We start from the raw sequence: 13653 nt of genomic DNA, 5'->3' as shown, positions 1-13653 counted from the left end.
CCGTTTCATTGAATCCCAACCAGCGATGGTTCTTATTTATGTACGTTTGCCTCTGCACTGGCGTTACTGACGGAAAAATCCGCGATGCAATCTACGAAGGTTGCTGCAGCTACCGAGAAGTGCGCGAAGCCACCGGCGTCGCCAGCCAATGCGGCAAATGTGCTTGCCTGGCCAAGCAAGTGGTTCGCGAAACCCTGACCTCGCTTCAAGCCAGCCAGGCGGCCTTGGGTTTTCCAGCAGAATTTTCTGCAGCGTAATTATCAAGTTTCTAATGAACCGGACTTAACGTCCGGTTTTTTTATGCCAAAAATTCAAGTACTTAGGGCCAAAACGCGGAACACAAACATTCTTATTCCGATTAATTTTCATTTATTATTCAAACACTTAGGTTTGACAGTCGTTAATACGCAGATCAAACTCTGCCTTATATACGGTTAACTAAGGCAGGCCCTCGCGATGAAAGGCGATATTTCAGTCATCCAGCACCTCAATAAAATCCTCGGTAACGAGCTGGTTGCGATCAACCAATACTTCTTGCATGCACGTATGTATCAAGATTGGGGCCTGGAAAAGTTAGGCAAACACGAATACAACGAATCCATCGACGAGATGAAGCACGCTGACAAGCTGATCAAGCGCATCCTGTTCCTGGAAGGCCTGCCGAACGTTCAAGACCTGGGCAAGCTGCACATTGGTGAACACACCAAAGAAATGCTTGAGTGCGACCTGCGCATTGAGCGTACCGGCCACGCTGACCTCAAAGCAGCCATCGCCCACTGCGAAGTTGTTGGCGACTTTGGTAGCCGTGAACTTCTGGAAGATATTCTGGAATCCGAAGAAGAACATATCGACTGGCTGGAAACTCAGTTGGGCCTGATCGATAAAATCGGTATTGAGAATTACCTGCAATCGCAGATGGGTGAGTAACTAACGCCCACAAAAAAGCCCCGCCCTGTTTATACAGAGGCGGGGCTTTTTTATGGGCTGCTACTTGATCACTCAAGTAGCAGCAACGTCAGCCATTAAGCTTCAGTTTTGGCCGCGGCCGCTTTTGCAGTCGCTTCTTTGATCAACGTCTGCAAAGAGCCGTCTGCAAACATTTCAGCCATGATGTCGCTACCGCCAACCAGCTCACCGCCTACCCACAGTTGCGGGAAGGTCGGCCAGTTCGCGTATTTCGGCAGGTTGGCACGGATTTCAGGGTTCTGCAGGATGTCCACGTACGCGAACTTCTCACCGCAACCCATGACGGCCTGGGCCGCTTTAGCCGAAAAGCCACACTGCGGGGCATTCGGAGCGCCTTTCATGTAAAGCAGAACGGTATTGTTGGCAATCTGATCTTTGATAGTTTCGATGATATCCATGGAGCACCTCGGCTGAACTTTCCGACTCAGTTGTCGGCACGGTGGCGCATTGTAACGGAAAGCCGAGCATGACGCTCGGTCTCCCAGACAGACAATCGTCGCAACTTCATCTCACATTCCTGCTTTGCACACGTGGGCAGTAATGCCCCACGCTCACTGAGAATTGCAAAACAACCTGAGGGCAGTGTACAACTGGGCAGCTGAGGTGAGGCGAATCACTTAACCGTGGTTTCAGCCGCGTGCTCATGCAGCGCAAGACTCGCATAAACCTCAAAACGTGACCCATATTGGCAAGACGCGACATTTCCTTATAAGATCGCGCCTTCCCCTATTTCGTCGCCCCGTGCGGCTTTCGCCGCAGGTCTCGCCGTTTTTCCGAAAAACCCGGCTTTGAGTTCTGCGGTCGTTGCAAAGAAGGTAGTTAATGATGAGCGCAAGGCACTTTCTCTCCCTGATGGATTGCACGCCCGAAGAGCTAGTCAGCGTCATCCGTCGCGGTATCGAGCTAAAAGACCTGCGTGATCGCGGCGTTCTCTTCGAACCTTTGAAAAACCGCGTCCTGGGCATGATTTTCGAAAAGTCATCGACCCGCACCCGTCTGTCATTTGAAGCCGGCATGATCCAGTTGGGCGGCCAGGCTATTTTCCTGTCCCCTCGCGACACTCAATTGGGCCGCGGTGAGCCGATTGGCGACTGCGCAATTGTAATGTCGCGCATGCTCGACGCCGTGATGATCCGTACTTTTGGCCACAACACCCTGACCGAATTCGCCGCCAATTCGCGCGTCCCGGTAATCAACGGCCTGTCCGATGACCTGCACCCGTGCCAGTTGCTGGCCGACATGCAAACCTTCCTCGAACACCGTGGCTCGATCAAAGGCAAAACCGTGGCCTGGATCGGTGACGGCAACAACATGTGCAACAGCTATATAGAAGCGGCCATCCAGTTCGACTTCCACCTGCGCGTTGCCTGCCCTGAAGGCTACGAGCCGAACCCTGAGTTCGTGGCGCTGGCCGGCGATCGCGTGAGCATCGTGCGTGACCCGCGTGAAGCGGTGCGCGATGCACACCTGGTCAGCACAGACGTCTGGACCTCCATGGGCCAGGAAGAAGAAACCGCCAAACGCCTGAAGCTGTTTGCGCCATACCAGGTTGACCGCGCCCTGCTTGACCTGGCCGCCGAAGACGTCCTGTTCATGCACTGCTTGCCCGCTCACCGTGGTGAAGAAATCAGCCTCGACCTGCTGGACGACCCGCGCTCTGTAGCCTGGGACCAAGCGGAAAACCGTCTGCACGCGCAAAAAGCGTTGCTGGAGTTTCTGGTCAAACCTGCGTACCAACCCGCATGAGTCAGCCGCTATTGCTCAACCTGCGGGATCTGGCCTGTGGCTATCAAGGCCAGAGCGTCGTGCAGAACCTCAACCTGCACCTCAATGCCGGTGATATTGGCTGCCTGCTCGGCTCATCCGGTTGCGGCAAAACCACAACGCTGCGGGCAATTGCCGGTTTTGAGCCGGTGCACCAGGGTGAAATCCAGCTCGCAGGTGAAGTTATCTCCAGTGCCGGTTTTACCCTGGCCCCGGAGAAACGTCGCATCGGCATGGTGTTTCAGGACTACGCCCTGTTCCCACACCTGAGCGTGGACGACAACATTGCGTTTGGCATTCGCAAGCACCCGAACAAAGACCGCGTGATCGAGGAACTGCTGGAACTGGTCAATCTAAAAGACCTGGGCAAGCGCTTCCCGCACGAGCTTTCGGGTGGCCAACAGCAACGCGTTGCGCTCGCCCGAGCTTTGGCTCCTGAGCCTCAACTGCTGTTGCTGGACGAACCCTTCTCGAACCTTGACGGTGAATTGCGCCGCAAGCTGAGCCATGAAGTGCGCGACATTCTTAAAGCGCGTGGCACCAGTGCCATTCTGGTGACCCACGATCAGGAAGAAGCCTTCGCCGTCAGTGATCATGTGGGGGTGTTTAAAGAGGGTCGTCTGGAGCAGTGGGATACGCCCTACAACCTCTACCACGAGCCGCTGACGCCATATGTAGCGAGCTTTATCGGCCAGGGCTATTTCATTCGTGGGCAATTGCTCAGCCCTGAGTCGGTACAGACCGAGTTGGGCGTATTGCGCGGCAACCGGGCTTATAGCTGGCCAACTGGCGGGGCTGTTGATGTCCTGCTGCGCCCGGATGACATCGTCTACGCCCCTGATAGCGCGCTTAAAGCCAAAATCATCGGCAAGACCTTCCTTGGTGCATCGACCCTGTACCGCTTGCAACTACCCACGGGCAGCCAGCTAGAGTCGATTTTCCCAAGCCATGCCGACCACGCACCCGGCACGGAAGTCGGGATCCGGGTGGCGGCAGAGCACTTGGTGATGTTTCAGGGCAGCGGCAGCACAGCGGCTCAGATCCCTCACTCGGAATCCGGCGTAAGGCGTTTCAGCACCGCTCAGTGATACGAATGGTTTGTCCCGCGATCTTTTGATAATTAAAAGATCGCGAGACAAGCTAGCTCATACGGTTTTATACACGCCCGATCTCTGCAAACTTGGCCTGCGTGTGCTCAGCCAGCACGGCCGGAGCCAGCTCCACTTCCAGCCCACGCCGTCCGGCGCTGACATAAATCGTCTCGAACGCCTTGGCGCTTTCATCAATAAATGTCCGTAAACGCTTCTTTTGCCCCAGCGGGCTGATCCCGCCCAACAGGTAGCCCGTGGCACGTTGAGCTGCCGCAGGGTCAGCCATTTCGACTTTTTTGACCCCGGCCGCCTGCGCCAGCGCTTTTAGGTCAAGACTTCCGACGACCGGTACAACCGCGACCAACAATTCACTCTTTTCACTGCTGGCCAACAGCGTCTTGAACACTTGAGCCGGTTCAAGGTTGAGCTTTTCTGCTGCCTCCAGCCCGTAGGACGCGGCCTTGGGGTCATGCTCATAGCTGTGTACTCGATGTTCGGCGCGAACTTTTTTCAGCAGGTCCAATGCAGGCGTCATGACAGCCCCTGTGATGAATTGACTAAAGAATCCAGGGCCGGATTTTAAGCCATTAGCCGACAAAAAACGCGCTGGAACGGGCTTCCCGGCACTATTTAGCGCTGAAACGTTACACTCTTTCCTGCCAATTTGTATTTTTTTCTTACATAAAACCAGCACCAAAAGCTCATGTGAAAGTCAGAATGTGGCGCATCGTTCACTTTCGACCTTTGACAGCAGTGTTTGTTGTCTATATTTTTCGAATCTGAACATACCGCCTATTACCTATGTTCTGTTACCGACCCATGAATTTCATAAAAAACGGCATCTGTTTTTTCTGTACCGCTGCACTGCCACCCCTGACTAACGACGTCAAAAAACAACAAAAAAGAGGTTTCAAATGACGACTGCAACGCAGCACCCCAAGCTTTCAGGTCAGTGCCTCGCCGAATTTCTCGGCACTGCACTGCTCATATTTTTCGGTACAGGATGCGTTGCGGCTCTCAAGGTCGCGGGCGCCAGCTTTGGCTTATGGGAAATCAGCATCATCTGGGGCATTGGCGTCAGCATGGCGATTTACCTGACAGCCGGGGTTTCCGGTGCACATCTGAATCCGGCGGTCAGCATTGCGCTGTGCCTGTTTACCGATTTTGATAAACGTAAACTGCCGTTCTACATCCTTGCTCAAGTCGCCGGAGCCTTTTGTGCGGCGGCGTTGGTTTATACGCTCTACAGCAATTTGTTCTTCGATTATGAACAAGCGCACAACATGGTTCGCGGCAGCCAGGCCAGCCTCGAGTTAGCCTCGGTCTTCTCGACTTACCCGCACCCGGCGCTCTCCACGCTGCAAGCCTTCCTCGTTGAAATGGTGATCACCGCCATCCTCATGGGCGTGATCATGGCCCTCACCGACGACAAGAATGGCCTGCCACGCGGTCCGCTGGCGCCACTGCTGATTGGTCTGTTGATTGCCGTGATCGGCAGCTCGATGGGCCCGCTGACCGGCTTTGCGATGAACCCGGCGCGTGACTTCGGACCTAAACTGATGACTTTCTTTGCTGGTTGGGGCGAAATTTCCTTCACTGGTGGCCGCGATATTCCTTATTTCCTGATTCCAATTTTTGCACCCATCGTCGGTGCCTGCCTCGGCGCGGCCATTTATCGCGGGCTGATTGCCCGTCACTTGCCCCAGCCAAATTCCGCACCTGCGCACGCTCCAGCGGTCGCCGAGGTTAAAACCCAGGCGTCCTGATATCGACTTATGAAACGGGGCGCATGAGACTACTGCCCGTAACCTGCTCGCGCCCGGAAACCATTACTTCATTCTGCAAGGCAACCCCATGACCGACATTCAGAATAAGAACTACATCATTGCGCTGGACCAAGGCACTACCAGTTCGCGAGCGATCATTTTTGATCGTGACGCCAACGTGGTCTGCACCGCGCAACGCGAGTTTCAACAGCATTACCCGCAAGCCGGCTGGGTTGAACATGACCCGATGGAAATCTTCGCCACCCAGAGCGCGGTCATGGTCGAAGCGCTGGCCCAGGCCGGTCTGCACCACGACCAGGTAGCGGCAATCGGTATCACCAACCAACGTGAAACCACGGTGGTGTGGGACAAAATCAGCGGTCGCCCGATCTACAACGCCATCGTCTGGCAATGCCGTCGCAGCACCGAAATCTGCGAACAGCTCAAGCGCGGTGGTCATGAACAGTACATCCGCGAAACCACCGGTCTGGTCACCGATCCGTACTTCTCCGGCACCAAACTCAAGTGGATCCTCGACAACGTCGAAGGCAGCCGTGAGCGCGCGCGCAAAGGCGAATTGCTGTTCGGTACCGTCGACAGCTGGCTGATCTGGAAATTTACCGGCGGCAAGACCCACGTCACCGACTACACCAACGCCTCGCGCACCATGCTCTTCAACATCCACACCCTGGAGTGGGATGCCAAGATGCTGGATGTGCTGGATATCCCGCGCGAAATGCTGCCGGAGGTTAAATCCTCTTCCGAAATCTATGGCCGCACCAAAAGCGGCATCGCCATCGGCGGGATTGCCGGTGACCAGCAAGCCGCGTTGTTTGGCCAGATGTGCGTCGAGCCGGGTCAGGCCAAAAATACCTATGGCACCGGTTGCTTCCTGTTGATGAACACCGGCACCAACGCTGTTCAGTCGACCCACGGCATGCTGACCACCATCGCTTGCGGCCCGCGCGGTGAAGTGGCTTATGCGCTGGAAGGTGCGGTCTTCAACGGCGGCTCGACAGTGCAATGGCTACGCGACGAGCTGAAAATCATCAACGATGCACACGACACCGAATACTTTGCCAACAAGGTAAAAGACAGCAACGGCGTGTATCTGGTGCCTGCGTTCACTGGTCTGGGCGCGCCTTACTGGGACCCGTATGCCCGTGGCGCACTGTTCGGCCTGACCCGTGGCGTACGGGTAGACCACATTATTCGTGCAGCCCTTGAGTCGATTGCCTACCAGACCCGCGACGTACTGGACGCCATGCAGCAGGACTCGGGCGAACGCCTGAAAGCCTTGCGCGTTGACGGTGGCGCGGTGGCCAACAACTTCCTGATGCAGTTCCAGGCAGACATCCTCGGCACCATGGTTGAACGCCCGCAAATGCGCGAAACCACAGCCTTGGGCGCCGCCTACCTGGCTGGTCTGGCTTGCGGTTTCTGGGGCAGCCTGGATGAATTGCGCAGCAAAGCGGTGATCGAGCGCGAATTCGAACCTCAGCTTGAAGAAGCGAGCAAAGAGAAGCTCTATGCCGGCTGGAAAAAGGCCGTAGAGCGTACACGCGACTGGGAACCCCACGAAGAAAGCAACTAAGCCAGCACGTAAGCCAGCACGACTCAATTGCCGGTAAAACACCCAACGGGCGCCCTTCGCGCCCGTTGTCATATCTGTATTCATGGCACCTGTGTGTAGCAGGTCGGGCCCTTCCTGCGGCATCATGAGCGACTTTTGCTTCGCCGCCCAAAGGAAACTCCATGAATCTGCCTCCACGCCAACAGCAGATCCTCGAACTCGTTCGCGAGCGCGGCTATGTCAGCATCGAGGAAATGGCCCAGTTGTTCGTTGTTACACCGCAGACCATCCGCCGCGACATTAACCAGTTGGCCGAGGCCGATTTGCTGCGTCGTTATCACGGTGGCGCGGCCTATGATTCCAGCGTTGAAAACACGGCCTACGCCATGCGCGCCGATCAGATGCGCGATGAAAAACGCCGTATCGGTGAAGCTATCGCCGCCCAGATTCCTGACCACGCCTCGATTTTCATCAACATCGGCACCACCACCGAGTCGATTGCCCGGGCGCTGCTCAACCATAACCACCTGAAAATCATCACCAACAACCTGCACGTTGCCTCAATCCTCAGCGCCAAAGACGACTTTGAAGTGCTGATAGCCGGCGGCAACGTACGCCGCGACGGCGGCATCGTGGGCCAGGCCAGCGTCGACTTTATTAATCAGTTCAAATTCGATTTCGCCCTGATCGGCATCAGCGGTATTGATTCGGATGGCAGCTTGCTGGATTTCGACTACCAGGAAGTGCGAGTTTCTCAGGCAATTATCTCCAACGCCCGACAAGTGATTCTGGCGGCGGACTCCAGCAAATTCGGCCGTAACGCCATGGTACGACTGGGCCCGATCAGCTTGATTGACTGCCTGGTGACCGACCAGCACCCGGTGCCTGAACTGACCCAATTGCTGGCACAGAACAAAATCCGCCTCGAAGTGGTTTAAACCCACCCCCAGCCCCCCGCTGTAGGAGCTGCCAAAGGCTGCGATCTTTTAATACCACTTCAAAAGATCGCAGCTTTCGTGCCTCAGCAGCTCCTGCAGCGCCCTGCGACACTCTAAATGTTCGAAAATCTTCCTTTCAACGCTCTTCGATGAGTTTTTTCAATCGAAGTAAGCTGGCTGTGCGCGTCTTTATCCGCTAACATTTTCGAAAATGAACATTAATGTTCGAATTCAAATATGCGTGAACAACGCGAGGCCCCGACATGCCCTTGACCACCTTGCCTGCCACCCCCCTCTCAGAGGTATACGACGTTGCCGTGATTGGCGGCGGGATCAATGGTGTCGGCATTGCGGCTGACGCTGCAGGGCGCGGCCTGTCGGTATTCCTGTGCGAAAAAGACGACTTGGCCAGCCATACCTCGTCTGCCAGCAGCAAGCTGATTCACGGCGGCCTGCGCTACCTTGAACATTACGAGTTCCGCTTGGTGCGCGAAGCCCTGGCCGAGCGTGAAGTGTTGCTGGCCAAAGCCCCGCACATCGTCAAACCCATGCGCTTTGTATTACCGCATCGCCCGCACCTGCGTCCGGCGTGGATGATTCGTGCGGGTCTGTTTCTATACGACAACTTGGGCAAACGCGAAAAACTCGCGGGTTCTGTCAGCCTTAAGTTCGGCGCCGACAGCCCGCTCAAGCCTGAAATCACTAAAGGCTTCGAATACTCCGATTGCTGGGTCGATGACGCTCGCCTTGTCGTACTCAACGCCATATCTGCGCGTGAAAACGGCGCTCACATCCACACCCAGACTCGCTGCGTCGGCGCGCAACGTAGTAAAGGCCTGTGGGAATTGAACTTTGAGCGAGCTGACGGCAGCCTGTTTTCGATTCGCGCCAAAGCCTTGGTAAACGCTGCCGGCCCCTGGGTTGCCAAGTTTATTAAAGAGGATCTGAAACTGGACTCGCCGTACGGTATCCGCCTGATTCAAGGCAGCCACCTGATCGTGCCCAAACTGTATGACGCGCCTAACGCGTTTATTTTGCAGAACGAAGACCAGCGGATCGTGTTCACCATTCCGTACCTGGACCAGTTCACCATCATTGGCACCACAGACCGCGAATACACGGGCGACCCGGCCAAGGTCAGCATCACCGAGGCAGAAACCGATTACCTGTTGAACGTGGTCAACTCGCACTTCAAGCAGCAACTGAGCCGTGACGACATTCTGCGCACCTACTCGGGCGTACGCCCACTGTGCAATGACGAGTCGGACAACCCGTCAGCGGTAACCCGCGATTACACCTTGTCTCTGTCAGGCGCTTCGGGCGAAGCCCCGCTGCTGTCCGTGTTCGGTGGCAAGTTGACCACCTACCGCAAACTGGCCGAGTCGGCCATGGCGCAACTGACACCGTTCTTCACCCAGATCAAACCGAGCTGGACGGCCACAGCGACCTTGCCGGGCGGCGAAGACATGACCACGCCTCAAGCCCTGAGCGCGGCCTTGATCAGCAAACACAACTGGTTGGACGCGGCTATTGCCAAACGCTGGGCAATTACCTATGGCAGCCGCTCCTGGCAGTTGCTGGACGGCGTGCAAAGCTTGAGCGAGATGGGTGAGCACATCGGCAGCGGCCTCTATAGCCGCGAGGTAGACTACCTGTGCCGCCAGGAATGGGCACTGGATGCGCAGGACATCCTGTGGCGCCGGACCAAATTGGGCCTGTTCACCACTGCCGCCGAGCAAGAGCGCCTGGCGCACTACATGGCCAGCCTGAACCTCAAGCAGCGCAAGGTTGAAGCGGCTTAACCCCTTCACGTATAAGTGCGCCATTGCAGGTGTAAACCCCGCGATCTTTTAAACATAGAAAGATCGCGGTGTTGCTTCTCCCCCACCGATAAGCGGTATTTCCTCATTCGGTTTTCCGAACGCTTATCGCCCTGCTATTCGGCTTTCCGGGCGCAACGCCCTCCAACCCTCACCTAGAAAAACTTTAAAACCTATATAAATCAATAGGTTGAAGTTTAATTCCGTCTCTGGCATGACTCATGCTCTACACTCAGGGCCGAATGCGAAAACAGCGTTTAATCTGTTTAGCGTTTCGAAGTACCTAAAGGGCTCGTGAACGGGCTCAAATAAAAAAAACAATGTCGAGGAAAAATCGATGCGCATCGTTCCGCAACTTTTGAGTGCAGCCATTGCTGTAGCTCTGATTAGCACTCCAGTATTCGCCGCTGAACTGACCGGCACACTGAAGAAAATCAAAGAATCCGGCACCATCACCCTTGGGCATCGTGACTCCTCCATTCCGTTTTCTTACATCTCTGACGCATCAGGCAAGCCGGTTGGCTATTCCCACGATGTGCAACTGGCAATCGTTGAAGCGCTGAAAAAAGACCTGGACATGCCTGACCTTAAGGTCAAGTACAACCTGGTCACCTCCCAGACCCGTATCCCGCTGGTACAAAACGGTACCGTTGACGTTGAATGTGGCTCCACCACCAACAACGCCGAACGCGCTCAACAAGTGGATTTCTCGGTCGGCATCTTCGAAATCGGTACCCGTCTGCTGTCCAAAAAGGACTCGCAGTACAAAGATTTCGCTGACCTGAAAGGCAAAAACGTCGTCACCACCGCCGGTACTACCTCCGAGCGTATCCTCAAGGCCATGAACGCTGACAAGCAGATGGGCATGAACGTGATCTCGGCAAAAGACCACGGTGAAGCCTTCAACATGCTTGAGTCGGGCCGTGCGGTTGCCTTCATGATGGACGACGCCCTGCTGGCCGGTGAAATGGCCAAAGCCAAGAAGCCAGGTGACTGGGCCGTAACAGGTACACCACAGTCGTACGAAATCTACGGCTGCATGGTGCGCAAAGGCGATCCGGACTTCAAAAAGGCTGTAGATGACGCCATTGTTGCTTACTACAAGTCGGGCAAAGTTAACGATTCCTACAACAAGTGGTTCCAGTCCCCTATCCCGCCAAAAGGTCTGAACCTCCAGTTCCCGATGAGCGATGAGCTCAAAGAGTTGATTGCCAATCCAAATGACAAGCCAGCGCCAGAAAAACCGGCAGCCTGATACCTGAACACCTAAGCGTGTGAGTGCGCATAAGCGTACTCGCAGGCTTTGTTCTCCTGCTGTATTAGCTTCTTATTGATTAGTAAGCACTCGAACCGCTGGTTGTCGAGCGGGACGCGTGTGCCCGACTGCACTGTCGGAGAGAACGGATTCCCTGAAGCAAGTGCTTGTCTATAGACCCATCTGAGGGGAGACCCTGAATGAATTACAACTGGGACTGGAGCGTATTCTTCAAGTCCACCGGCGTAGGCAGCGAGACGTATCTCGACTGGTTTATTACCGGACTGGGCTGGACCATCGCGATCGCTGTTGTCGCCTGGATTGTCGCGCTGATATTGGGTTCGCTGCTGGGTGTGATGCGCACCTTGCCGAACCGTTTTATCGCGGGTATCGCCACGGTTTACGTGGAGATTTTCCGAAATGTACCCCTGCTGGTACAGCTGTTCATGTGGTACTTCCTGGTACCCGATCTGCTGCCGCAAAACCTGCAGGACTGGTACAAGCAAGACCTCAGCCCAACGACCTCGGCCTACCTGAGCGTAGTGGTGTGTCTGGGTCTGTTTACCGCCGCACGGGTGTGCGAACAAGTGCGTACCGGTATTGAAGCCTTGCCGCGTGGCCAGGAATCGGCTGCCCGTGCCATGGGTTTCAGCCTGTCGCAAATCTACTGGAACGTGCTACTGCCCCAGGCTTACCGCATCATCATTCCGCCGCTCACCTCTGAGTTCCTCAACGTGTTCAAGAACTCCTCGGTGGCGTCCCTGATCGGTTTGATGGAGCTGCTGGCGCAAACCAAACAGACGGCCGAGTTCTCCGCCAACCTGTTTGAAGCCTTCACCCTGGCCACGCTGATCTACTTCACCCTAAACATGAGCCTCATGTTGCTGATGCGTCTGATCGAGAAGAAAGTCGCCGTGCCCGGTCTGATGTCTTTGGGGGGTAAATAATGGACTTCTTCGATTTCAGCGGTATTGTTCCAGCCCTGCCGGGCCTGTGGAACGGCATGATCATGACCTTGAAGCTGATGGTGCTCGGGGTTATCGGTGGTGTTGCACTCGGCACCGTGCTGGCATTGATGCGTTTGTCGTCCAGCAAGTGGATGGCCAATCTGGCCGGCGCTTATGTGAACTACTTCCGCTCAATCCCGCTGCTGCTGGTGATTACCTGGTTCTACCTGGCCGTGCCGTTCGTGCTGCGCTGGATCACCGGCAAAGACACGCCAATCGGTGCTTTCGAGTCGTGCATGGTGGCTTTCGTCATGTTCGAAGCCGCTTACTTTTGCGAGATCGTACGGGCCGGTGTGCAGTCGATTCCCAAAGGCCAGATGGGCGCAGCCAAAGCGTTGGGCATGAGCTACGGCCAGGCCATGCGCCTGATCATCCTGCCTCAGGCGTTTCGCAAGATGACCCCGTTGCTGTTGCAGCAAAGCATCATTTTGTTCCAGGACACCTCACTGGTTTACACCGTGGGCCTGGTTGATTTCCTCAATGCTTCGCGTTCCAGTGGCGATATCATCGGCCGCTCCAACGAATTCCTGATTTTCGCCGGTCTGGTGTATTTCATCATCAGCTTTTCCGCCTCGCTGCTGGTCAAGCGTCTGCAAAAAAGGTTTGCCGTATGATCTCGATCAAGAACATCAACAAGTGGTACGGGGACTTCCAGGTACTGACCGATTGCAGTACCGAAGTCAAAAAAGGCGAAGTGGTTGTAGTCTGCGGCCCGTCGGGCTCGGGCAAATCGACCTTGATCAAGTGCGTCAACGCCCTTGAGCCGTTCCAGAAAGGCGACATCGTGGTTGACGGCACATCGATTGCCGACCCGAAGACCAACCTGCCAAAACTGCGTTCGCGCGTTGGCATGGTGTTCCAGCATTTCGAACTGTTCCCGCACATGACCATCACCGAAAACCTGACCATTGCGCAGGTCAAGGTACTGGGTCGCAGCAAGGAAGAAGCCACCAAGAAAGGCCTCGAACTGCTGGAGCGCGTAGGTTTGTCGGCCCATGCCCACAAGCACCCTGGCCAGTTGTCTGGTGGTCAGCAGCAGCGTGTAGCGATTGCCCGCGCCTTGGCCATGGACCCGATCGTCATGCTGTTCGACGAACCGACCTCGGCACTCGACCCGGAAATGGTGAACGAAGTACTCGACGTGATGGTGCAACTGGCCCACGAAGGCATGACCATGATGTGCGTGACCCACGAAATGGGTTTTGCACGCAAGGTGGCCAACCGGGTGATCTTTATGGACCAGGGCAAGATCGTCGAAGACTGTGAGAAAGAAGAGTTCTTCGGTGATGTAAGCGCCCGTTCCGAGCGTGCCCAGCACTTCCTCGCCAAAATCCTGCAGCACTAAATAGCACCACACCTCGTAGGAGCGAGCTTGTCTCGCGATCTTTTGATCTTCTAAAAGATCGCGAGACAAGCTCGCTCCTACAGGTGATATCAGTTAATCAGCTGCCATTGCGCAGTGGTTGACCCAAG

General features: G+C 55.5%; 14 protein-coding genes. 12 read left to right on the top strand and 2 right to left on the bottom strand.

The window, feature by feature from the left end; translation table 11 throughout:
• The first annotated feature begins 38 nt into the window (after positions 1 to 38).
• Together ACJJU9_RS05195 and bfr are read left to right on the top strand one after the other, a co-directional pair.
• Positions 39 to 257 (top strand): bacterioferritin-associated ferredoxin, encoded by a 219-nt coding sequence (locus ACJJU9_RS05195; RefSeq protein WP_048369420.1) that lies wholly within the window; start codon positions 39 to 41, stop codon positions 255 to 257.
• A gap of 199 nt (positions 258 to 456) precedes the next feature.
• Positions 457 to 927 (top strand): bacterioferritin, encoded by a 471-nt coding sequence (gene bfr / locus ACJJU9_RS05190; RefSeq protein ID WP_048369419.1) that lies wholly within the window; start codon positions 457 to 459, stop codon positions 925 to 927.
• A gap of 95 nt (positions 928 to 1022) precedes the next feature.
• Here the strand turns inward: bfr and grxD are convergent, their stop codons facing one another.
• Positions 1023 to 1364 (bottom strand): Grx4 family monothiol glutaredoxin, encoded by a 342-nt coding sequence (gene grxD, locus ACJJU9_RS05185; protein ID WP_123751896.1) that lies wholly within the window; start codon positions 1362 to 1364, stop codon positions 1023 to 1025.
• 427 nt (positions 1365 to 1791) lie between these two features.
• Here grxD and argF point away from each other — a divergent pair, with 427 nt between their 5' ends.
• Positions 1792 to 2712, top strand: coding sequence for an ornithine carbamoyltransferase (gene argF, locus ACJJU9_RS05180; RefSeq protein WP_048386040.1), 921 nt, complete (start codon positions 1792 to 1794; stop codon positions 2710 to 2712).
• Complete coding sequence (locus tag ACJJU9_RS05175; RefSeq protein WP_407730203.1) at positions 2709 to 3818, top strand: ABC transporter ATP-binding protein; 1110 nt, start codon at positions 2709 to 2711, stop codon at positions 3816 to 3818. Before argF ends, ACJJU9_RS05175 begins: the two co-directional genes overlap by 4 nt.
• Positions 3819 to 3885: 67 nt before the next feature.
• Here ACJJU9_RS05175 and ybaK read toward each other — a convergent pair whose 3' ends face one another.
• Positions 3886 to 4356 carry a Cys-tRNA(Pro) deacylase gene (ybaK, locus tag ACJJU9_RS05170; RefSeq protein ID WP_048369416.1) on the bottom strand — a complete coding sequence of 157 codons (471 nt, stop codon included), beginning with the start codon at positions 4354 to 4356 and terminating at the stop codon, positions 3886 to 3888.
• Between the two features lie 379 nt (positions 4357 to 4735).
• Between ybaK and ACJJU9_RS05165 the strand changes: the two genes are divergently transcribed.
• The 8 genes from ACJJU9_RS05165 (at position 4736) to ACJJU9_RS05130 (ending at position 13525) form a co-directional block, all read left to right on the top strand.
• Entirely contained in the window at positions 4736 to 5587 is an 852-nt protein-coding gene (locus tag ACJJU9_RS05165) for an MIP/aquaporin family protein (RefSeq protein WP_153373313.1), read from the top strand.
• Between the two features lie 88 nt (positions 5588 to 5675).
• Complete coding sequence (gene glpK, locus ACJJU9_RS05160) at positions 5676 to 7181, top strand: glycerol kinase GlpK (RefSeq protein WP_048386009.1); 1506 nt, start codon at positions 5676 to 5678, stop codon at positions 7179 to 7181.
• Positions 7182 to 7342: 161 nt separating this feature from the next.
• Positions 7343 to 8098: a DeoR/GlpR family transcriptional regulator gene (locus ACJJU9_RS05155; protein WP_048369413.1), complete on the top strand. Its 756-nt coding sequence runs from the start codon at positions 7343 to 7345 to the stop codon at positions 8096 to 8098.
• Positions 8099 to 8361: 263 nt separating this feature from the next.
• Positions 8362 to 9900, top strand: a complete 1539-nt coding sequence (gene glpD / locus ACJJU9_RS05150; protein WP_407730202.1) for a glycerol-3-phosphate dehydrogenase — start codon at positions 8362 to 8364, stop codon at positions 9898 to 9900.
• Between the two features lie 355 nt (positions 9901 to 10255).
• Positions 10256 to 11173: a glutamate/aspartate ABC transporter substrate-binding protein gene (locus tag ACJJU9_RS05145; RefSeq protein ID WP_407730201.1), complete on the top strand. Its 918-nt coding sequence runs from the start codon at positions 10256 to 10258 to the stop codon at positions 11171 to 11173.
• Between the two features lie 200 nt (positions 11174 to 11373).
• Positions 11374 to 12120 carry an amino acid ABC transporter permease gene (locus ACJJU9_RS05140; RefSeq protein ID WP_048386006.1) on the top strand — a complete coding sequence of 249 codons (747 nt, stop codon included), beginning with the start codon at positions 11374 to 11376 and terminating at the stop codon, positions 12118 to 12120.
• Entirely contained in the window at positions 12120 to 12794 is a 675-nt protein-coding gene (locus ACJJU9_RS05135) for an amino acid ABC transporter permease (RefSeq protein WP_048386004.1), read from the top strand. Before ACJJU9_RS05140 ends, ACJJU9_RS05135 begins: the two co-directional genes overlap by 1 nt.
• Positions 12791 to 13525 (top strand): amino acid ABC transporter ATP-binding protein, encoded by a 735-nt coding sequence (locus tag ACJJU9_RS05130; RefSeq protein ID WP_048386002.1) that lies wholly within the window; start codon positions 12791 to 12793, stop codon positions 13523 to 13525. Before ACJJU9_RS05135 ends, ACJJU9_RS05130 begins: the two co-directional genes overlap by 4 nt.
• Positions 13526 to 13653: the final 128 nt, after the last annotated feature.

This window comes from Pseudomonas helleri, assembly GCF_045830615.1.
Classification (GTDB): Bacteria; Pseudomonadota; Gammaproteobacteria; order Pseudomonadales; family Pseudomonadaceae; genus Aquipseudomonas; species Aquipseudomonas helleri.
The sequence above is the reverse complement of the archived record's forward strand: the minus strand, read 5'-3'. Positions and strand labels throughout refer to the sequence as shown.

Coding starts and splice junctions, on each gene's coding strand:
- ACJJU9_RS05140 (WP_048386006.1), top strand. CDS start 11,374: ATGAATTACAACTGGGACTGGAGCGTATTCTTCAAGTCCACCGGCGTA.
- ACJJU9_RS05155 (WP_048369413.1), top strand. CDS start 7,343: ATGAATCTGCCTCCACGCCAACAGCAGATCCTCGAACTCGTTCGCGAG.
- bfr (WP_048369419.1), top strand. CDS start 457: ATGAAAGGCGATATTTCAGTCATCCAGCACCTCAATAAAATCCTCGGT.
- ACJJU9_RS05135 (WP_048386004.1), top strand. CDS start 12,120: ATGGACTTCTTCGATTTCAGCGGTATTGTTCCAGCCCTGCCGGGCCTG.
- ybaK (WP_048369416.1), bottom strand. CDS start 4,356: ATGACGCCTGCATTGGACCTGCTGAAAAAAGTTCGCGCCGAACATCGA.
- glpK (WP_048386009.1), top strand. CDS start 5,676: ATGACCGACATTCAGAATAAGAACTACATCATTGCGCTGGACCAAGGC.
- argF (WP_048386040.1), top strand. CDS start 1,792: ATGAGCGCAAGGCACTTTCTCTCCCTGATGGATTGCACGCCCGAAGAG.
- ACJJU9_RS05130 (WP_048386002.1), top strand. CDS start 12,791: ATGATCTCGATCAAGAACATCAACAAGTGGTACGGGGACTTCCAGGTA.
- glpD (WP_407730202.1), top strand. CDS start 8,362: ATGCCCTTGACCACCTTGCCTGCCACCCCCCTCTCAGAGGTATACGAC.
- ACJJU9_RS05165 (WP_153373313.1), top strand. CDS start 4,736: ATGACGACTGCAACGCAGCACCCCAAGCTTTCAGGTCAGTGCCTCGCC.
- grxD (WP_123751896.1), bottom strand. CDS start 1,364: ATGGATATCATCGAAACTATCAAAGATCAGATTGCCAACAATACCGTT.
- ACJJU9_RS05195 (WP_048369420.1), top strand. CDS start 39: ATGTACGTTTGCCTCTGCACTGGCGTTACTGACGGAAAAATCCGCGAT.
- ACJJU9_RS05145 (WP_407730201.1), top strand. CDS start 10,256: ATGCGCATCGTTCCGCAACTTTTGAGTGCAGCCATTGCTGTAGCTCTG.
- ACJJU9_RS05175 (WP_407730203.1), top strand. CDS start 2,709: ATGAGTCAGCCGCTATTGCTCAACCTGCGGGATCTGGCCTGTGGCTAT.